We start from the raw sequence: 19,633 nt of genomic DNA on the forward strand, positions 1-19,633 counted from the left end.
ATCATGGATCTCAACGCAGCCCCTGCACTAAGCGTTCGCAACATCGTCAAGTCGTTTGGTACGCAACGCATTCTGGACGGCGTTACGCTCGATGTCGCGCGCGGCGAAGTCGTCTGCATTCTCGGCCCGTCCGGCTCCGGCAAGTCCACGCTACTGCGCTGCCTAAACTGGCTTTCGCCGCCCGATGCGGGCGAAGTCTGGATGGGCGGAGAACGAATCGGCCTTCGAGACAATTCCAGGCCGCGCCCCGAGCGCGAAATTCGCGCGCAGCGCAGTCGCATCGGCATGGTGTTTCAGAGCTTCAATCTCTGGCCGCACATGAGCGTGCTGGAGAACGTGATGGAAGGCCTTCTCTCAGTCAAGCGCATGACGCGGCTAGAAGCCAGCGACCTTGCCGTGGAAGCGCTGCGGCAGGTCGGCCTGTCCGGCAAGCACACGGCCATGCCCGCAAGTCTGTCGGGCGGTCAGCAGCAGCGCGTCGGTATTGCGCGCACGCTTGCCATGGCCCCTGAAGTCATTCTCTTCGATGAACCCACCAGCGCGCTCGATCCCGAACTCGTCGGCGAAGTGCTCGCCGTGATGCGCGGCCTCGCCGGTACGCGGACGACGATGATCGTCGTCACGCATGAAATCGGCTTTGCGCGCGATGTGGCCGATCGCGTGGTCTTCATGGACGGCGGCAAGGTCATTGAGATGGGACCGCCCGCGCAGGTCATCGATCACCCTTCGTCGGCGCGTCTGCGCCAGTTTCTTCACCGCTTCACACCGCAAGAGCCCCGCTCATGACATCTTCTCTTTCGCCCATTACCGTGCCCGCCGGGCATGGCAAGGCTGTCCGTCTTCAAGCAGGCCAGGCCGTGCGCGTGGTCAATACGCATGGCACGCAGGTCGTCGATTGCTGGGCCTGGAACGCCTACGATCTCACCGAATACATGTGCATGGAGACGACGCGCGTCTGGAACCAGCGGCTCAATCCGACTGTCGGCGACAGCTTCGTCACGAACCAGCGTCATCCGATTCTGACCGTAGTCGAAGACACGACGCCTGGCGTACACGACACCTTCATGGCCGCCTGCGACCGCAAGCGTTATGAACTGCTCGGCGTGCGCGGCTATCACCGCAACTGCTGCGACAACATGTTTGAAGGCATGTTCCAACTTGGCGTGACGCCGCCGCGCGCGAACCTCGCATCGTTCAATATTTTTATGAACATTCGCGTGCAGCCGGACGGCATTACGCTGCATACCTTGCCGACGGTGACCCAGCCCGGCGAGTCCATTACGCTGCGCGCGGAGATGGATTGCTTTGTCGCTTTTTCGGCGTGCCCGCAGGATATCGTCAAAATTCAGGGACAGGGCGACAACACGCCCAAGCCGGTTGATATCGTCGTGCTCGATGACTATCATTCCGATCTTCCTGGTACCCAGACCTGGGTACCCGAGGCTTAACTTAAATGGCACACCCGACTATCGATCCCGATGCCCCCGCGTTCGTAAGGCGCGGCGTCAACCTAACGATCCGCGTCTGGGCGCGGCGGCCGTGCAGACCAGCGACGACTTTTTCGCACTGATGACGCGCATGCTCAATCCCGAGACCGTCGTCTTCATTTGCGGCAAGTACGACGACAACGGAAAGTGGATAGACAGCTGGGAATCGCGCCGCAAGCGCGTAAGCGGCTGGTTTAGGCAGCAAACCACTCGCCCACTCCTCAATCCAATGCCTGGAATGGCGCATGGAAAGGACCAGTGCTCGTTCAGGCATTCGTCGCGGAATCGCCCGTTAGAACTCTCGATGTAGGCGTTTTCCACGGGCCTGCCGGGCCCGATGGACGACAGCGTGACACCACCTCATAAGCCCACGCATCCAGCACCTTACCAGCGAACTCCCGACCGTCGTCCACCGTGATGGAAGCAGGCAAGCCGCGCATCTCGCGTAACCCTTCAAGCACCTGCTTGACCCGCAGACCCGGCAACGACCTATTGAAGCGCACCGGGAATCTCGGAGACGGTTTCGCTGGCGTTGTGCTGCCATCGGCCCCCCAGCGAGTTGCTCATAGTAACGGGCTTCTGCTTCGGACGGCGGGATGTTGCCGGTAGGTTCAAGCAGGCGTCGGTGGTTAAACCAGTCAACCCATTCGAACGTCGCGAGTTCGACCGTCTGCACGTTGCGCCATGGGCCACGACGACGAATAACTTCCGCTTTGTAAAGGCCGTTGATTGTTTAGGCAAGCGCGTTATCGTACGAATTGCCCACGCTGGCGACTGACGGTTCGATCCCCGCTTCGGCTAGATTGTCCGTGTACCGAATGGAAACGTATTGGGCGGATTCAACCGGTCGTCGCAACACCGGATTGTTGAATAAATTTCAGGTACTCGTTTAGGGCTTCCGCAGGCGTTTTCCATCCAAGAGTTTTCCGCGGCCTTGAGTTCAACGTATCAGCAACGGCTTGGATCTCCCGAGCGTTCCATCGGGACAGGTCTGTACCTTTTGGAAAGTATTGTCGTAGAAGGCCATTGGTGTTCTCATTTGTACCGCGCTGCCATGGGCTTTGCGGGTCGGCGAAGAATACTTTCACGCCAGACTCGATAGTGAAGCGGGCATGATCGGAAAGCTCCTTGCCACGATCCCATGTCAATGACCGCCATAACTCAGCGGGCAAGTCAGTCACAGTCTTCTTAAGTGCGTTGGCCATCGTGACGGCCCCGTAGCCGGCTAGCGCAGGCCCGTTCTTCGTGCAAGGTATCAACCCGTAGCCTTTCTCTCGAGGTAAATGCACAAGCATCGTAAAGCGGCTCGACCTTTCCACCAGCGTCCTGATGGCCGATCGATTCAGACCGATGAGGAGGTCGCCTTCCCAATGGCCTGGCACCGCACGATCTTCCGCCTCTGCAGGCCGACTAGAGATCATCACCTGCTCACTGACATGCGCCCACGCCTTAGCACGCGCTCTTGCTCGAGGAACGCGCAACGCGCGCCCCGTGCGCAGGCAGCCCACCAGCTCGCGCTTGAGTGCGCCGCGCCCTTGAATATAAAGCGCTTGATAAATGGCTTCGTGGGAAATACGCATCGATTCATCATCCGGGAAATCAACCTGCAACCGATTGGCAATTTGTTCAGGTGACCAGCCATTGACCCATGTTCGATCGCCGCGATGGGGCTTATTTCGACCCTTAAACGGTGCCTGCCTAGGCCCAGTAATCACACGGCCATCAGCGTCATGAACTTTGCCTTCCAGGCGTTCCTGTACATATTGACGCAGTTGTTCATGAGTTGCCAGCTTCGCTGGCTTCGGTCGTTTGGCGAATCGATCCGCCTTCCACTGCGCAACAGAGGCGCGATACTCGAGATACCCACTGCGTGTTGCTGCATTGCGCGTGAGTTCTCGCGAAACGGTTGATGGACTGCGTCCGATACGCCGAGCGATTTCGCGCACTCTAAGGCCTTGAACAGAGAGCAATGCTATCTCTTCTCGCTCAGGAAACGACAAGTATCGACCAGCGATAGGTTTTGACATGAATAGTGGCATGCCGCCACGATAGCGGAACCAGCGCGAGCCCACTGCTTGAGATGCGCCTACCGCCTCCGCTGCCTTCTCGCTTGTAATGCCTGTCGCAATATGTTGCCAAAAGCGACGCTCGATCTCGTTTCCAAGTGATGGCGCGCCCGGCGAGTACATCGCTCCTCTACCGGTCAACCGATACACTTGCTTTGCACATCGGACCATGCAACACCTCCTCGATTAAAGGTGTTGCGACGACCGGTTGAATCCGCCCAATACGTTTCAATTCGGTATACGGAGCGTCTAGCCGAAGCAGGAATCGAACCGTCAGTCGGCAGCGTCGGAGATTCATACGACAACGCACTCGCCGAAACGATCAACGGCCTTTACAAGGCAGAAGTTATTCATCGTCGCGGACCATGGCGTAACGTGCAGGCGGTTGAACTCGCCACGCTTGAATGGATGGACTGGTTTAATCACCGACGCCTGCTTGAGCCGATCGGCAACATCCCACCGGCCGAAGCGGAAGCCCGCTACTATGAACGAATCGCTGGAATGCCGATGGCAGCGTAACTCCAGCAAAAACGTCTCCGAAATTCCAGGTGCGCTTCACCCCTTGCCGAAGGACTCGCGTTCGATGTCCGAGAGCAGCGTGCCGTTCAACCGGTAAATCTCTTCCACCAGCCCCTTGAAGCCTGGCAGGCCGGCGGGGTAAGAAATACCTGCACCGCAAAAAATACTACTCGCCCCTCCTCGTGTGCCTGCAAGAGCGCATTCGGTATGTCAGGACCGTTGGCGATAAATTGCACAATAATTACCTCTTGTCGCTTTTTTTTGTCAGCGGTATTTTATTGCCCTACTTAGACTAACGACAATCAGGAATTCGCTCTGCGGTTTGTGCTATCCAGTGAGGCCCACCGAAGCACGCCTCCTAGGAGATAGCGGCGCCGATGTCAGCGGAGCAGCAACGGTATCGGCCGTTTAAGTAAGCACACCTAACTGTCAGCAGACTCTGAGTTTTGCACGTAATCTCTCAGACTGCTTGCAGGGCGAATCGGTCGTCTGAATGACGCCGCCCCAGCGATGCCGAATGGCGCTAGGTGGCCGGCTAGCGCCCGATGTGCAAGCCCGGCGGTCGCGACGGGCGCGATCTCTCATGCAAAAGGCATAAAGCCACCCAGAAGCGGCTCTAGAACCTTCTTTCACAGCTACGACTGCTTCCGACGATAAAGCAGTCCTTTTCGCGAAACCGCGTTAGTTCGAGATATTGTTCCAGCGGTCAGCTAAAGCGAACGGCTTCTCCGGACTGAGCGGCCTGTCGAACGGATGCAGTGATTTCAAGCGTTTTGGCAGCGTCAAACGCATCGCAGAGCGGCGCTTCCTCTTTCCGAATGACCGATCCGAAGTGGCGCATCTGCTCAACATAGGGGTCTGCGGCAGCGTAGTCCACTTTCCCAATCGCGAGCGGGTGGAACCACCCTCGATCGCCCGTGTAGTGCCACATCCGCAACGTGGGCAGCGCCAGCGAGGCATCGGTCCCAGACAGGAAGTGACTCTCAATGGAATTTTTCGCAAACGAAGCGTTTTCACCGGAAGACGTGTCCCAACTCCAAGGTGAGACTGCCGTATCGGACAAGGTAATCGTCGCGACCGCGCCGTTCTTTAGCTGAATGATAATAGCAGCCGTATCCTCAACTTCGAAACCGCGAACCGCATTGGACGTAATGGCTTGCAGGCTCGCGATCTCGCCGCAAACGAAGCGCAATAAGTCGATCTCGTGGATGAGGTTGATCAGCACCGGTCCGGCCGCTGTCGTCCGGCGCCATGCTTCGTTGAAGTAGGCGTCCGGTTTGAGGAAGGTAGCGAGCGCAGACGCGGAAACCAGCCTACCCAGCTTCCCCTCCTGAATCAACGAGCAGGCCGTCCGGACGATCGGGTTATGTCGCCGATGATGACCCACGAGCAAGGGTACGTACGCATCGGCTGCAGCCTTCGCCAAGCGAAGTGCTTGATCGACTGTATCGGCGATTGGCTTCTCGACGAGCACGGCGATGCCCGCGTTAATCAGCTCCAGCGACATCGGCACATGCAAGGCGTTCGGCGTTGCGACGATGGCACCGTCGAGCTTCATCTGGTCGACAAGTGCTCGATGGTCGGCGAACCACGGTATCGAGAATTCATCGGCCAGCGCCATCGCAGCGACGTTCGGGTCTGCGATTCCAACGATCTCGACTCCTTTGGCTTGGGCCGCGCCGCCCAGATGCGCGCGCCCTATTGCGCCCGCGCCGATAAGACCCACTCGTGATACAGACATCGATGCTCTCCTCGGGTCAATGCGTGGTTGCATTGCGCAGCACGGGTGCCGCGTTGCTACGGACTCGGCCCTGCACATAAGCTGCGACGATGGCAATTGCGATAGGGGCCGTCAGGAAAAGAAAGAGCTGACCAAAGTTCCATTTGAAGCTCAGCAGCACGGCGCCGATCGATGCGCCGGAGATCGCACCGAAGCGGCCGATGCCCGTCATCCAGCTGGTGCCGGTAGCACGCATTTCAGTGGGATAGTAGCTCGCAGCCATTGCAGTCCAGCCAGTGTTCGTCGAGTTTGTGCAATAGCCGAGCAGGAAAACAAGAGCAATGAGACCGGCGAGGCCGACGTTCAGCTGCGAGATGGCGATTGTGAAGATGAGTGCTGCAAGCAGCGTCGCGATCATAACCTTGTGCGCTTTGAAGCGATCCATTTCCCAACCGATGACGATATTGCCGAGCGTTCCGCCAACCTGCATCATCGCGCCCACCAGCGCCGCGTCGGCGAGCGAGAAATTGTTGTCCTTGACGATGATTGGTAGCCAGCTATTAAGGAAGTAGACCGTCATCAGGTTCATGAACAGCCCGACCCAAAGGGCCAGCGTGACGGTGGTATGCGGCTTCGACACGATGAGTCGGATTGCGCTCTTGCCTGCTTGTTCGCGTTCGGCCGTTGTGAGTTCGGTGAAGGCGTCCACCGTGCCGGGCTGGATTGTGTTGATGATTTTCGCGAGTGCCGTACGACCTTCGTGCTTCACGGCGAGGAATTTTGCGGATTCCGGCAGAACGAAAAACAGCATCACTGCGAACAGGAGCGGGACGATACCGCCCACCACCAAAATCGAATGCCAGCCGTGAGTCGGAATCAGGTAGCTGGAGAGAAAGCCACCCCCCGCTGCGCCCAGCGTGAACCCGCAGTAAATCACTGTCACCATCACCGATCGATGCTTCTTCGGAGCATATTCGGATGCCAGCGTCGCGGCGTTTGGTTGCGATGCGCCCAGGCCGAGCCCGGTCAGAAAGCGCAAGACGGAGAGCACTTCGATGTTAGGCGACCATGCGGATGCAAGACTCATCACGCCAAAGAAAATGACGGCGCCGATGATGACTTTGCGACGACCGAAACGGTCCGCCAGCGGCCCGCCGGTCAGCGCGCCAATTGCGAGGCCGAACAGGCCCATGCTGAGCACCGGTCCAAGCGCGGCACGGCTGATTTTCCAGTCGGCGATCAGTGCGGGAGCGATAAAGCCCATCGAGACCACGTCAAAGCCATCAAGAACCAGGACCACGAGGCCCAAAAAAAGAATTTTCCATTGGAAGCCGGCGAACGGCCTTGAATCCAGGAATTCCTGGACATTCAGTTGTTTGGCAGGGGCGCTCATGTTGTCTCCTAGTATTTCGGATGCGGCATGCTTAAAGCAGTCCGCGCATGTATTCGATGCTGTCGGCGATAGCCTTTTCGTCGTCTTCGTAGGCGGGATGCAGATAGTCGATCTCGAGTGCTAGCAAGCCGGCATAGCCGTGCTTACGACGTTGTCAGGTTGGAGAGCCGGTCACGTAAGATGGCGTGATGAAGAACTCAAAATCGCTCTATCGCGGTCACCGTTTTCCGGCCGAAGTCATCAGTTGCGCCGTGCGTTGGTATTTCCGCTTCCAGTTGAGCCTGCGCGACATTGAGGAGTTGCTCTATGAGCGCGGTGTGATCGTGACTTACGAGACGATCCGATGCTGGTGCGATAAATTTGGCAAGGGCTTTGCCCACCGGGTGAAAGCAGCGCGACGCAAACCAGGTAGCACATGGCACCTCGACGAGATGTTCGTCACGCTACGTGGAGAGCCGTACCTGTTGTGGCGTGCGGTGGACGAGCATGGCGCCGAACTCGACATCCTGGTGCAAGAGCGGCGAGACAAGGCCGCCGCCAAACGCTTCTTCAAGCGTGTGCTGCGCTCCAACCCAGTGCCGCGCAAGATCGTCACCGATCAGTTGCGCAGCTATGCGGCGGCAAAAGCCGAGATCCCGGAACTTGCGAAGGTGAAGCACGTATTCGTCAAAGCTGCAGCTCGACTGAACAACCGCGCCGAGAACAGCCACCAACCGACGCGCGAACGCGAGCGACGCATGCGCGGCTTTCGCGATCCTAAAAGCACACAGGAATTTCTCTCGTGCTTCGGACCGATCCGGCAACATTTCGCGCTCAAGCGGCATCTGCTGCGTGCTTCACTCTATCGCAAGCAACTCGCAGCCCGCTTTGTTGCATGGCGCGAACTCGCCGAACTTGCCCAAAATCCGACGACCGCTTTCTGATAGTCGTCACCCCTGCCGTCGTGCCGCCGCATTCTCGGTAACCTGACAATGCCGCGCTGCATGCTGTCCATCAAGGACGACGGACGCGGCGCGCAGCCCAACGCGGCCCGAGCCGCCAATACATTCGGCCTGCTCGGCATGGGCGAACGTGTACGCCAAATGAACGGTGTCGTCACATTTCGCGGCGCACCGGGCGATGGCTTTCGAATCGACGTCGAGATTCCGATGAGCGCGTTCGTTGCGGTAGCCGATCGCTCCGACGCGCGCATGCCGGCGCTGACACGGAGCAATCCGCTTCGGCAAGAATCTTCCGGGCGGATTCCGCAGATCGACTCTAACGAGAGTCGCGCCACGCGCCTTGGAGCCAAGTCAACAGACCATGTAGCGAGTCTCGCCGTATGATCGCTTGATTTGAATCAAGGACGGACGCCCGGACATCCGTAGACTTGGCTTGCAGCAAGTTCAATCCTCTTCGAGGAAATTCGCCATGTACGCCCATATTCTCGCGCCGATCGACGGCAGCACCACCTCCTCGCATGCTTTCGACGAAGCCCTGAAAGTCGCGCGAGCCAACGACGCGATACTCCAGCCGCTCTATGTCGTTGATCCGCAGCCCCTCGCCTACGACACCACCGCCGCTTTCTACTCCGACATGCACGACGCGCTTCTCGAAGAGGGCCGACGCCTCATCGCACAAGCCACCGAGCGCATGAGCCGGGAAGGTGTGAAAGGAACGCCGCGCATCAGCGAAGTCGAGCTTACGGGTGACGACATCGCCCAGCGCATCGAGACTTGCGCGGAGGAATTCGGCGCGGACCTCGTCGTGATGGGGACGCATGGCCGGCGCGGCTGGCGACGTCTCGCGCTCGGCAGCGTCGCGGATCGGTTCATGCGACTGGCGCGCTGCCCGGTCATCCTCGTGCCGGGACGCGAAGCCGAAGCTCAGGCGAAGCCCAGGAAGCCGGCAGCGCGGTCAGCCGGTTGAGCGTCGCACAAATCTCGCGCGCGACTGCACGCTCTGAACACGTCACGCGGTTCGAATGGGCCTCGCCCGCCTCGGCACAGCGAATGCAGCCCGCTTGCGCGGCTTGGAGGATCGGTGATAATTGTTTAAACCTTCGTTCCCGTGGGGTCAGCCCACGTGCATCCGCAGACTATCGGTGGTCGTCATCCGGTCCTATGAGCAGAAACGAACGCCGACCCTCCACACTCATAAACGGTTCGCCCGGCTGGCGCACCGGTTTGCGCCATGGGATCGCGCTGGCGGCATTGGCCGGGGCGGCTTTGCTTGCCGCATGGTCGACCGGACTTCAACGCCTGTTGTCCGCTTGTGCGCTCAGCGGACTCGCGCAGTTCTGGTTGTGGGCGGGCGCGGTGACATCGGCCCTGCTGCTGGCCGCATCGATCCTGCTTTTCGGCGCGCAGCGCACCGCGCGCGCCTCGGCCGACCGGGCCGTTCTTGGCCAGAAGCGGCTGGAGGGTATCCTCCGCTCCACCACGGAGGCCATTATCACGGTCGATTCGACGCAGCGCATCGTGATGTTCAATCCGATGGCGGAGAAGGTCTTCCGCTGCAATCCGAGCGACGCGATAGGCGCGCCGCTGTCTCGCCTGATCCCCGAGCGTTATCGCGCGGGGCATGAGCGCCAGGCCAGGCTTTTCGAACGAACAGGCGTGTCGGATCGCCAGATGGGCGGGAGCCGCGTATTGCACGGGCTGCGCGCCGACGGCAAGGAGTTTCCTCTCGAGGCATCGATATCGCAGACCGAAGACGATGACGGCAAACTGCTCACCGTCATCCTGCGCGACGTGACCGAGCGCGTGAAAGCAGAAGCCATCCTCAGGCAATCGCGCGAGGAACTTCGCGCGCTTTCGGCGAATCTTCAGCAGATTCGCGAGCAGGAAAAGAGCCGGATCGCGCGTGAACTGCATGACGACCTCGGCCAGACGCTCAGCGCATTGAAGATGGAAATGTCCGTGCTCAAGGCGCGGCTCGACGCGCAGGGCGAGTTCGACGATGGCATCGCCGCCCAGATGCAGCGCATGCTTGGCCTGATCGACTGCAATATCGCGTCGCTCAGGCGCATCGCGGCGCATCAGCGGCCGGTCATGCTCGACGATCTCGGTTTGCCGGCGGCCATCGACTGGCTCGTCGAGGATTTCATTCAGCGCCACGGAATCGAGGTCAGGCACGAGTTCGACACCGGCGATCTCGCGTTCAATACGGACGCGGCGACCGCTGTTTTTCGCATCGCCGAAGAGGCGCTCACGAATATCGTTCGCCATGCGCACGCAAGCCGCGTCGATCTGTCGCTCAGCGCCGACCACGACAATTGCGTGCTGCGCGTGGGCGACGATGGAATCGGCGCTTCGGCCTTGCCATCGGCGAACGCGAAATCGTTCGGCTTGCTGGGCGTGCGCGAGCGTGCCAACGCGCTGGGCGGGCGCGTCCAGATCGATTCGATGCCGGAAAGCGGCTTCGTGCTGACCGTAGTTCTGCCGCGCGACGCCGTACGGGAAAAGGAATCGCAACCATGACGATAAAAGTGCTGCTCGCTGACGACCACACGCTGGTACGCGACGGACTGCGCCATATTCTCGCCGACGCGAGCGGCTTCGAGGTCGCCGGCGAAGCGAGCGACGCGGCCAGCACGCTCGATCTCGTTCGTTCGACGCCGGCGCACGTGCTGGTCCTCGATCTGTCGATGCCGGGCCGCAGCGGCCTCGATCTGCTCGGGCAGATCAAGGAGGAAAGGCCCGGCCTGCGCATTCTCGTGCTCACCATGCACGCGGAGCAGCAATACGCCACGCGGGCGTTCAAGGCAGGCGCATCCGGCTATCTCACCAAGGAAAGCGCGAGCGCGGAACTGGTCTCTGCCGTGACCAAGGTTGCCGCGGGCGGCGCGTACGTGAGCCTCGCGATGGCTGAACGCTTCGCGCAGAATCTGAGCGGGCGCGCCGACCTTCTACCGCATGAACACCTGTCGGACCGCGAATTCGAAGTGTTCCGGCGACTTTGCGCGGGCGAGTCCATCAATATGATGGGCGAGACGTTGTGCGTGAGCGCCAAGACGATCAGCACATACAAGGCGCGCTTACTCGAGAAAATGCAGATGTCGCATGAAGCGGCGCTCGTGCGTTATGCAGTCAAGCATAAGCTGTTCGACGACGAAGACAACAAAGTCTGACCGGCTTCTTGCGTGTCAGGATTTCCCTACACGCCTTCCCAAATCCCTACCGACCTTTCCATCGCTGCCGATTTAATTTCGAGATAGCGCGGCTGATAATCGAGGCATGGATTTATCTGCCGCGCATCGAGCTTTCGGGTCTCACGACATCCGGCTCGTACGCGAATCCTAAATTCGACAGGAGCCTCGCATGTTTCTCGAAAGCGAACACAGATCCATCGCCGTTCGATCTGAAGCGCCCGCGCCGCGCCGCGCTTTCCAGATCGCGGAAAGTTCCAGGTCCGCCGCGACACGCAACGGCGTGCGCTGCTCGACCTGTTCGACGCAGCGAATCTGCTTGCCGGGCGGGCTCTCGCGCGATGAATACGAGCGGCTCGATGCGATCATCTGCGCGACACGGACCGTACGGCGTGGCGAAACGCTCTACCGATGCGGCGACGCGTTCGGCAGCCTCTATGCCGTACGCAGCGGCTGCTTCAAGACCGTCGTCATGCATCGCGACGGCAACGGGCAAGTCACGGGCTTTCACCTGGCGGGCGACGCGCTCGGGCTCGACGGCGTGAGTTCGGAGCACCATAGCTGCGACGCCATCGCACTGGAGGACAGCGTGGTTTGCGTCATTCCGTTCGATCTGCTCGAACGGCTGTGCCGCGAGGTCAGGACCATTCAGCATCACGTGCACCGTCTGATGAGCAGCGAAATCGTGCGCGAATCCAGGCTCATGATGCTGCTCGGCACGATGTCGGCGGAACAGCGCGTCGCCGCGTTCCTGCTTAATCTCTCGTCGCGCATGAAAGCGCGCGGCTGTTCGCCGGCGCAGTTCGTGCTCCGAATGACGCGCGAGGAAATCGGCAGTTATCTGGGCCTCAAGCTGGAAACGGTGAGCCGGATGTTCTCAAAGCTGCATAAGGCTGGCGTGGTGGACACGCGAGGCAAGGAAGTGCGGATTCTGGATCGCGAGGGGCTCGAGCGGGTTTGAACGCCGCCTGGGATTAAAGAGAGGGACTGGCGCACGCGTGGAGCGCTCTTCTTGCGAGCGCCCGGCAGTATCCGCTCTGCGCATCCGGTGGGCCAACCCACATCGCTTCATGCTCAAGCGCTGCATCTCTGCCGAAGAAGGCGCACGGCATGCTCGAACACCTGATGAATCGCCACGCTCAAATCGGGACTCGAGATCCTTCCGGCCGGGACGACGTCGAATTCACGCGTCACCAGATCGAGCCGGGCATCGTAGAAGCAAATTCCGGACTGGTCGAGATGCGCCTCGATGCTCAAATGGCAGTTGGCGATGTCCTTTGCGACCCGTTCGAGCCGAACCAGACCAACGCCGGCTTCTCGCTCTACCTCATCGGCGCCGGCAAAGCCCAGACAGTCGATCTGCATTCCGAGGCCCATGGTCTTTCTCTCCCATTTTTCACGTTTCGAGCATGCGCTGCGGACCTGGCGCCTAACGGCGCTGCATGCTTCACATCCGGCGCGTCACCGGTCGACTTATCCAGGACGGCGTGCGATCAGGCTTCGACGATACCGGCGCGTTGGCGCCCCGGGTTTGATTTAACTCATCGGAATGCGACGCCGGCGCGCCGGCTCATCGGGGCGCGCGTTTGGCTGCATCGTAGCTCGTGGCGGCGTCGGCGCGAGAGAGCAGTTCGCGCAGCATGCGCAGGTCCTCCCGCATGCCCGCCACTTCCGTCTCAAGGCGCTTGATGTCTATGTGCATGTCCCGCCGAAGCTGCTTTTCTTCGTTGCCGATGAACAGCGCCGCGATGCTAGCGAAGGTGAACGAAAGCATGCCGTAACCCAACAGCACGATGAACACGGCGAAGACCCGCGAGGCCGGCGTCGTCGGGGCGATGTCGCCGTAGCCGACGGCCGCGCTGCTTTCGAAGGCGAGCCACAGACCGTCCGCATACGTCTGCACGCGCGGCTCGAGGCAATAGAAGCCGCCGCCCGCAAGCAAAATGAGCACCGCGGCGATCGACAGCAAGATCAGCAGGCGATGCGGGACGAAGAACGCTCGCAGTGTGAGCACGATGCGCAATGCGAGCGCGCCCATGAACAGGAGTCTCAGCACCCATCCGGGCGCCGACCAGGGTGCGGCGCTTGCAAACACGCTCAGTAGCGCGGCCAACCCGAGGCCCGCGTCCAGAGCGTTGCGATGCAGAAACGCCGCACGATGCCTAGTCAGTGCGAGCATGCGGCCCACCACGCCGATGCATGCAAAGCCTGCGAACATGTCAAGTCCGCGCGCCCAAAGCATCCCGACGGACGGCCCGATGAGTTCGAGGTAGAACGCTGGCACGAGAAGGAGCTGTGCGGCGAACAGCGGCCAGCGCATCAGATGCCAGGCGCGAATTGCGGCGGGTGCATCGTGCGTTTCGACGCCGCCCGCGCCCATTTCACACACCCAGTGTCCCATGTCGCGATAGTTTGGTTTCGAAGCGGTCCGATTGAAGTACCCTGGCCCGTAATACAGCGTCGCACGCCCTTTGCGATCGATCAGTTATCAATGAGGGCATGCACTCTCCCAAGTGCAAAAGCTCATGCCTGAGGACGTGAGCGGATCAGAAGCAAGGGGCATATCGAATTTCTCAAGAACGCCTGCACGACGCTGTCCTGCACGGGCCGCCGAAATCCGGCGCGGCCGTGCGTTTCACGGCGCAGCGCTGAAGGCATCGCGCAACCGGATCCGCGCTGCTTTGCGTTTCCAGCAGTTGCATCTCGCATTGCTTGCCCGCAGCGTGCAAATGCGTTGGGACGAGAGCGCCGCCGCGTACGGCACGAGACGATGTGAACCCGCGCGTTCGAGCACTTCGCGATGTGCGCCGCTCCGTCCAGCACGCGCTGCGAATCGCTCCCGTCGAGCGCAACCATGATTTTCCGGTACATGAAAGCTCCCCTTTGGACGGCAGGCTCAGATCACTGATTTCCAGATTGTCGATCCGTGCGAGTCTGCGCTCGATCTGCTCCACAAAGGTATCGATGACGCGCCGCTCATCGTCCGCGCGAAGCGTGCCTGTGATCGGGCAGCGCGCGATGGGCTGCTTGCCGACGAGCTTCTTCGTGTCTGCGAAGGCCGTGGGAGCAGCGCGCGCGTCGCGTGCAGAGGAAGGCCCACATGCGCTTGCGCCGGTTGACCCCGTCACCCGCGCGCGCACTGACGCGCTGACCGTGCCGGACCACACGGGCGTACCGATGATGACCACGTCGTAACGCGCCACATTTTCCGTTTGCTCTCGCCTTCTGCCGAGTGCGTCGCTTCGGGCGGTTCACGAGACCTCGATCAGGACCTTGAGCGCTCGAGTCTCCGCCGCGTTGCTGAAGGTCGCATACGCGTCCAGCACGTCATCCAGCCTGAAGCGGTGCGTGATGAGCCGCTGCGGAACCAGGCGGCCCGCGCGCACCGTCTTGAGCAGCATGGGCGTGCTCACCGTATCGACGAGCCGCGTGGTGATGGTGACGTTGCGGTCCCACAGCGTTTCGAGATGCAGATCGGCTTTCGCGCCATGCACGCCCACGTTCGCGACGGTCCCGCCTGCCGCGATGATCGACTGGCACAACTCGAAGGTCGAAGGCACACCGACCGCTTCCACGGCGCAATCCACGCCCGCGCCATCCGTCAGGCGCAAGACTTCTGCGACGGGTTCCGTCGGCCCGATATCGATGCACGCGGTCGCACCGAAAGTGCGCGCCACATCAAGACGATGCTTGTCGCGATCGATCATGATGATCTGCGCCGGCGCATAGAACTGCGCGGTGAGCAAGGCGGCAAGACCGATCGGCCCAGCGCCTACGATCGCGACCGTGCTGCCGGGCTGCACGCGGCCATTGAGCACCCCGCATTCGAAGCCCGTCGGAAGAATATCCGACAGCATGACGAGCGCCTCTTCTTCCACACCGGGCGGGATCGGGTAAAGGCTCGTATCGGCATGCGGAATGCGAACATACTCGGCCTGCGTGCCGTCGATGCGATTGCCGAGTATCCAGCCGCCCGTCGCGCAATGCGAATACATGCCGCGTCGGCATGCCGCGCACTTGCCGCAAGAGGAGATGCACGATATCAGCACGTGATCGCCCGGCTTGAATGCGGCGACGGCCGCGCCCACTTCTTCGACGATGCCGACACCCTCGTGTCCGAGCACGCGGCCGGGCTCGCAGCTCGGCACGTCGCCCTTGAGGATGTGCAGATCGGTGCCGCAGATGGTCGTTCGCGTCACGCGCACGATCGCATCCGTGGCGTTGGCGAGCTTCGGAACGGGGCGCTCGTCGAGCGACTTTTTCCCCGGGCCATGATAGACAAGTGCTTTCATCTTCGAACTCCTCGTGAGCGCATGACGTTGCGTCGACGCGACCATTGTATGACCCGGGCCGGCATCGGCGATTGACCTGAGTCAACGGAAGCGGACCACGGCGACGAAGCGCCGCGCCGTTGACCTGCATCAACCGGATCGCCGCGCCGCGTCTCTAGACTCATTGGCTGTGAGGATCCGTGCAATCGACGTGTTCACTTGCTTGCCCTTCGGTTCAAGGAGTGACGAGATGAGCTATAAGACTGTTCTCGTGCATCTCGACACCAGCGTGCGTGCGCATCCGAGGCTGGAAACCGCCTTGCAGCTCGCGAAGCGCTTCGACGCACACATCGTCGGACTATTCGCGATCTTCCAACCCGACCCGCGCGCGTTCGAAGTCATGGCGGGCACCGCCGGGTATTACGAGCAGCACGCAGCCATGCGGCGCGAAAGACGCGGCGCGATCGAGCGGCTGTTTCACGCGGAGTTGAAGCGCGCGGGCGTGCCCGGCGAATGGATCGAAACGACCGAGCCTGCGAACGTCGTGGTGCCGCGTCTCGCGCGCTGCGCGGATCTGGTAGTTGCGAGCCAGGACGATCCGGGAGATGCAGAAGCCTATGTCGGCGATCATTTTCCGGAGACACTCATCCTGTCTTCCGGGCGTCCGGTCCTGCTCCTTCCCTACACGGGCTTTTTCGCCGAGCCCGGCCGACATCCGATGATCGCCTGGAACGGCAGTCGCGAAGCGGCCCGAGCCGTTCACGACGCAATGCCCTTGCTCAAGACGGCCGAGCGCGTGTCGATTGTCAGAATCGGTACGGACCGGGGCGGAGCGCATGGCGAGCGCATTCCCGGCGCGGATATCGCGGTATGCCTCGCGCGGCACGGCGTGAAGGCCGAGATCTCGCCGAGCGTCGGCGCGACCGATGCCTCAGCCGGCGAGTTACTGCTCTCCCGCGCGGCCGATCTGAATGCGGACCTGGTGGTGATGGGCGGCCATGGTCACGCGCGCTGGCAGGAACTTGTGCTCGGCGGCGTCACGCGAACGCTCCTCGCGTCGATGACCGTTCCTGTGCTCATGTCTCACTGATCGGCCGGTTCGCCAATCCAGTTGAGAGCGGACGCGGCCGCCTGCATCACGAAACGATAGACCGGTCCCTATCGAATGTCCCCCGATCACTGGGGCCATTTTTGATTTGCGTCAGTGTTTCTTCGAGTTCGTTCCAGCCACAATGACCTGCCCGGAGAGCCGGCCATTGTGGCACCCGGTTCCCGCTCACTTCGGCGCGCGTCGAGGAAACGAATGAACGACAGGGAAGATTCGATCCAGCAAGAGCAGAAGCCGCGAACGCAAGAGCCGGCGATTTCCATACAGGCGGCGCGCGAAGACGAACGCAAGCGCATCGCGCGGGAGCTTCATGACGATCTTGGACAGAATCTCACCGCGCTCAAGATGGCGCTTGCGGACCTCGAGAAGCTGCTTTGCCAAAGCGGCATCATCACCGCTCCGGCATCGACGCGCGTCAGAGATATGGAATGCCTCATCGACTTGACGGTTGCGTCGCTGCGGCGTATTGCAAGCGGCATGCGTCCTCTTGCCTTCGAGACGCTGGGACTCGCCGCCGCGCTCGAAAGACTCGTCGAAGAGTTCGTGCAACGGTATGGCATCGACGTCGAGGCCCGCTTCAGCACCGATGACCTCAGCCTCGAACCGAGTGCCGACGAAAACTTGTTTCATATCGTGCAGGAGGCTTTGACCAACGTCGCACGGCATGCGTGTGCCGGCAAGGTCACCATCGATCTGAAACGTGCTGGAAACATCGGCATCCTGCATATTTCCGACAACGGGCAAGGAACAGCGCTTTCCCTGCTGGACGATGGAAGCTCGCTGGGGCTGATCGGCATGCGCGAGCGCGCCGATGAAATTAAAGGCACGCTGTCGCTCGACAGCGCGCCGAGCCGCGGTTTTCGCGTGCATCTCGCCTTCCCGATTCCATCCACGGAGGATGCGGTCTCTTCACCGATTTCACCCCTCGCGCAAAGGTAAGAACCGACGCGACGAACCGCTTCGCCGCAATCGTTGACTTGCGTCAACGCCACCGTCTTCGCAAGTCGCTACATTTTCTCTCGCAGCGCAACATAGTGCACGGTGCGCGATGTCAACCGCCATCGGCCGGTCTCAAAGAATCGGTCAGAGCGCGCACGCGAGCATGGCAAGACCTCTCCAGTATTCCAGAACGACAGGAAACGACGAATGGATGCCCGTCTCAGTTCCGCCCCGCCGGGGAACGCCTTGGTTCACGAAGATACACGGCGCAGCGAGCCTGAAGCACCGTTTCGGGCGCTGGATCATGCGAAGGAAGCAATGATCGCCCGAACGACGGCAGGACTGTCGCCGGCAGCACTGACGCTGGCGCTCGCGGACTGGTCCATCCATCTCGCCACTGCGCCCGGCAAGCGCATGGAACTGGCTGCGCTCGCCATGCAGAACGCCAGGAGTATCATCGACTACGTGCGTGACGTCGCAGCCGGGCTTTATGTCGCGCCGCTCGTCGACGCCACGCCGGGCGATAACCGCTTCACCGCTCTTGCATGGCAGACGGAACCGTACCGCCTGTGGCAGCAGAGCTTTCTGCTCGCGGAACAATGGTGGAACACGGCGACCCGTGACGTGCCCGGTACGACGCGTCATCACGAGGATGTTGTCTCGTTCGTCGCGCGCCAATGGCTCGACATCTTCGCGCCGACGAACTTCTCGTCGACGAATCCGGAGGTCTTCGAGCGAGCCGCTTCGACTTTCGGCATGAGCCTTCTGCAAGGCGCCGGCAACGCGGTGGAAGACGTTCTGCGTCAGGTGGCCGGGCAGCAGCCCGCAGGCGTGGATCAGTTCAAGGTCGGTGTCGATTTGGCCGTCACGCCCGGCAAGGTCGTGTTTCGCAACCATTTGATCGAACTGATTCAGTACAGCCCGGCAACGGCCAAAGTGCTCGGCGAGCCGGTGCTGATCGTGCCCGCGTGGATCATGAAGTACTACATTCTCGACCTGTCGCCGCGCAACTCGCTGATCCGCTATCTGGTGGGACAGGGCTACACGGTGTTTTGCATCTCATGGCGCAACGTCGGCGCGCAAGACCGGGACATCGGCCTCGACGACTATCGGCGACTCGGCGTGATGGCCGCGCTCGACAGCATCTCGGCAATCGTGCCGGGGCGGCGTATCCACGCCACGGGCTACTGTTTGGGCGGCACCCTGCTTGCGATTGCCGCCGCGGCGATGGCTGGCGCGGGCGACGAGCGGCTCGCATCAGTCTCGCTGTTCGCCGCGCAAACCGATTTCAGCGAGCCGGGCGAGCTGCAACTTTTCATCGACGACAGCGAAGTCTATTTCCTCGAAAGCATGATGTGGTCGGAGGGCTATCTCACGGCCGATCAGATGTCCGGCGCCTTCCAGTTGCTGCAGTCGAACGACCTCGTCTGGTCGCGCGTCGTTCACAACTATTTGCTTGGCGTGCGAGCGCCGATGATCGACCTGATGGCATGGAACGCCGACGCCACGCGCATGCCCTATCGCATGCATTCCGAATATCTGCGCAAGCTGTTTCTCGACAACGATCTTGCATGCGGTCGATATCGGGTCGACGGGCGGCCCGTCTCGATCCGCGATATTCGCACGCCGATGTTCGTGGTCGGCACGGAACGCGATCACATCGCGCCGTGGCACTCGGTATTCAAGATCCACAATCTCTCGGATACCGACATCACCTTCGTGCTGACGAGCGGCGGACACAATGCCGGGATCGTCAGCGAGCCGGGGCATCCCCATCGCCACTTCAGGTTGAAGCACACAGCAGCGGGCGATCTGCGCATGGATCCCGAGGCATGGATGGCGGTCGCTCCGACGCAGGAGGGCTCGTGGTGGCTCGCGTGGACCGACTGGCTCGCCGCGCACTCCGGACCGAAGCGCATCGCGCCGCCCGCCATGGGGGGAAGCGACGACGCCGCAACGCTCGCCGACGCGCCCGGCACCTATGTCTTCCAGTCCTAGGAG

19 protein-coding genes and 3 pseudogenes are annotated in these 19,633 nt (G+C 61.1%); 13 read left to right on the forward strand and 9 right to left on the reverse strand.

The features are described 5' to 3' along the window. The first annotated feature begins 3 nt into the window (after positions 1-3). Positions 4-786 carry an amino acid ABC transporter ATP-binding protein gene (locus ACYQ47_RS18470; RefSeq protein WP_459906358.1) on the forward strand — a complete coding sequence of 261 codons (783 nt, stop codon included), beginning with the start codon at positions 4-6 and terminating at the stop codon, positions 784-786. Continuing rightward, positions 783-1,448 (forward strand): DUF1989 domain-containing protein, encoded by a 666-nt coding sequence (locus ACYQ47_RS18475; RefSeq protein WP_459906359.1) that lies wholly within the window; start codon positions 783-785, stop codon positions 1,446-1,448. The genes ACYQ47_RS18470 and ACYQ47_RS18475 overlap by 4 nt, the downstream gene beginning before the upstream one ends. A 300-nt stretch (positions 1,449-1,748) precedes the next feature. Here the strand turns inward: ACYQ47_RS18475 and ACYQ47_RS18480 are convergent. The 3 genes and pseudogenes from ACYQ47_RS18480 to ACYQ47_RS18490 form a co-directional block, all read right to left on the reverse strand. Next, positions 1,749-1,835 (reverse strand): annotated as a pseudogene (locus ACYQ47_RS18480) (integrase core domain-containing protein); the annotation flags it as partial. Between the two features lie 190 nt (positions 1,836-2,025). Next, positions 2,026-2,322, reverse strand: a pseudogene (locus ACYQ47_RS18485) (integrase core domain-containing protein); the annotation flags it as partial. Positions 2,323-2,326: 4 nt separating this feature from the next. Next, positions 2,327-3,724 carry an IS30 family transposase gene (locus tag ACYQ47_RS18490; protein ID WP_459906360.1) on the reverse strand — a complete coding sequence of 466 codons (1,398 nt, stop codon included), beginning with the start codon at positions 3,722-3,724 and terminating at the stop codon, positions 2,327-2,329. 45 nt (positions 3,725-3,769) lie between these two features. Here ACYQ47_RS18490 and ACYQ47_RS18495 point away from each other — a divergent pair. Beyond that, positions 3,770-4,072, forward strand: a pseudogene (locus ACYQ47_RS18495) (integrase core domain-containing protein); the annotation flags it as partial. 706 nt (positions 4,073-4,778) lie between these two features. On the opposite strand, the gene ACYQ47_RS18500 reads toward ACYQ47_RS18495, so the two are convergent. Both ACYQ47_RS18500 and ACYQ47_RS18505 read right to left on the reverse strand, forming a co-directional pair. Then, positions 4,779-5,813 carry a Gfo/Idh/MocA family protein gene (locus tag ACYQ47_RS18500; protein WP_459906361.1) on the reverse strand — a complete coding sequence of 345 codons (1,035 nt, stop codon included), beginning with the start codon at positions 5,811-5,813 and terminating at the stop codon, positions 4,779-4,781. Between the two features lie 16 nt (positions 5,814-5,829). Continuing rightward, on the reverse strand, positions 5,830-7,185 hold the full coding sequence (locus ACYQ47_RS18505) for an MFS transporter (RefSeq protein WP_459906362.1): 1,356 nt from the start codon (positions 7,183-7,185) through the stop codon (positions 5,830-5,832). A 188-nt stretch (positions 7,186-7,373) separates the two neighbouring features. Here ACYQ47_RS18505 and ACYQ47_RS18510 point away from each other — a divergent pair, with 188 nt between their 5' ends. The 6 genes from ACYQ47_RS18510 to fnr all read left to right on the forward strand — a co-directional run bounded on the left by ACYQ47_RS18510 (position 7,374) and on the right by fnr (position 12,275). Then, positions 7,374-8,108: an IS6 family transposase gene (locus ACYQ47_RS18510; protein WP_459906363.1), complete on the forward strand. Its 735-nt coding sequence runs from the start codon at positions 7,374-7,376 to the stop codon at positions 8,106-8,108. 60 nt (positions 8,109-8,168) lie between these two features. Further along, positions 8,169-8,510, forward strand: coding sequence for an ATP-binding protein (locus tag ACYQ47_RS18515; protein ID WP_459906364.1), 342 nt, complete (start codon positions 8,169-8,171; stop codon positions 8,508-8,510). An 85-nt stretch (positions 8,511-8,595) separates the two neighbouring features. After that, complete coding sequence (locus ACYQ47_RS18520; RefSeq protein ID WP_459906365.1) at positions 8,596-9,093, forward strand: universal stress protein; 498 nt, start codon at positions 8,596-8,598, stop codon at positions 9,091-9,093. A 257-nt stretch (positions 9,094-9,350) separates the two neighbouring features. Next, entirely contained in the window at positions 9,351-10,646 is a 1,296-nt protein-coding gene (locus tag ACYQ47_RS18525) for a PAS domain-containing sensor histidine kinase (RefSeq protein ID WP_459906366.1), read from the forward strand. After that, positions 10,643-11,296 carry a response regulator gene (locus ACYQ47_RS18530; protein WP_459906367.1) on the forward strand — a complete coding sequence of 218 codons (654 nt, stop codon included), beginning with the start codon at positions 10,643-10,645 and terminating at the stop codon, positions 11,294-11,296. The genes ACYQ47_RS18525 and ACYQ47_RS18530 overlap by 4 nt, the downstream gene beginning before the upstream one ends. A 190-nt stretch (positions 11,297-11,486) precedes the next feature. After that, positions 11,487-12,275 carry a fumarate/nitrate reduction transcriptional regulator Fnr gene (gene fnr, locus ACYQ47_RS18535; protein ID WP_459906368.1) on the forward strand — a complete coding sequence of 263 codons (789 nt, stop codon included), beginning with the start codon at positions 11,487-11,489 and terminating at the stop codon, positions 12,273-12,275. A 113-nt stretch (positions 12,276-12,388) separates the two neighbouring features. Here the strand turns inward: fnr and ACYQ47_RS18540 are convergent, their stop codons facing one another. The 3 genes from ACYQ47_RS18540 to ACYQ47_RS18550 form a co-directional block, all read right to left on the reverse strand. Next, complete coding sequence (locus ACYQ47_RS18540) at positions 12,389-12,691, reverse strand: hypothetical protein (protein ID WP_459906369.1); 303 nt, start codon at positions 12,689-12,691, stop codon at positions 12,389-12,391. A gap of 193 nt (positions 12,692-12,884) precedes the next feature. Next, the gene (locus ACYQ47_RS18545) at positions 12,885-13,715 is read right to left on the reverse strand and encodes a potassium channel family protein (RefSeq protein ID WP_459906370.1); all 831 of its coding nucleotides are present in this window, start codon (positions 13,713-13,715) and stop codon (positions 12,885-12,887) included. Between the two features lie 122 nt (positions 13,716-13,837). Next, positions 13,838-14,185, reverse strand: coding sequence for a universal stress protein (locus ACYQ47_RS18550; RefSeq protein WP_459906371.1), 348 nt, complete (start codon positions 14,183-14,185; stop codon positions 13,838-13,840). 93 nt (positions 14,186-14,278) lie between these two features. Between ACYQ47_RS18550 and ACYQ47_RS18555 the strand changes: the two genes are divergently transcribed. Next, positions 14,279-14,509 (forward strand): hypothetical protein, encoded by a 231-nt coding sequence (locus ACYQ47_RS18555; protein WP_459906372.1) that lies wholly within the window; start codon positions 14,279-14,281, stop codon positions 14,507-14,509. A gap of 56 nt (positions 14,510-14,565) precedes the next feature. Here ACYQ47_RS18555 and ACYQ47_RS18560 read toward each other — a convergent pair whose 3' ends face one another. Further along, positions 14,566-15,606, reverse strand: a complete 1,041-nt coding sequence (locus ACYQ47_RS18560; protein ID WP_459906373.1) for a zinc-dependent alcohol dehydrogenase family protein — start codon at positions 15,604-15,606, stop codon at positions 14,566-14,568. A gap of 229 nt (positions 15,607-15,835) precedes the next feature. Between ACYQ47_RS18560 and ACYQ47_RS18565 the strand changes: the two genes are divergently transcribed. From ACYQ47_RS18565 to ACYQ47_RS18575, 3 genes are all read left to right on the forward strand, one after another. Beyond that, positions 15,836-16,675: a universal stress protein gene (locus ACYQ47_RS18565; RefSeq protein ID WP_459906374.1), complete on the forward strand. Its 840-nt coding sequence runs from the start codon at positions 15,836-15,838 to the stop codon at positions 16,673-16,675. A 213-nt stretch (positions 16,676-16,888) separates the two neighbouring features. Beyond that, positions 16,889-17,632 carry a sensor histidine kinase gene (locus ACYQ47_RS18570; protein WP_459906375.1) on the forward strand — a complete coding sequence of 248 codons (744 nt, stop codon included), beginning with the start codon at positions 16,889-16,891 and terminating at the stop codon, positions 17,630-17,632. 207 nt (positions 17,633-17,839) lie between these two features. Next, positions 17,840-19,630 carry a PHA/PHB synthase family protein gene (locus tag ACYQ47_RS18575; RefSeq protein WP_459906376.1) on the forward strand — a complete coding sequence of 597 codons (1,791 nt, stop codon included), beginning with the start codon at positions 17,840-17,842 and terminating at the stop codon, positions 19,628-19,630. The last annotated feature ends 3 nt before the right edge of the window (positions 19,631-19,633 follow it).

The sequence above is a fragment of the Caballeronia sp. HLA56 genome, assembly GCF_054655155.1.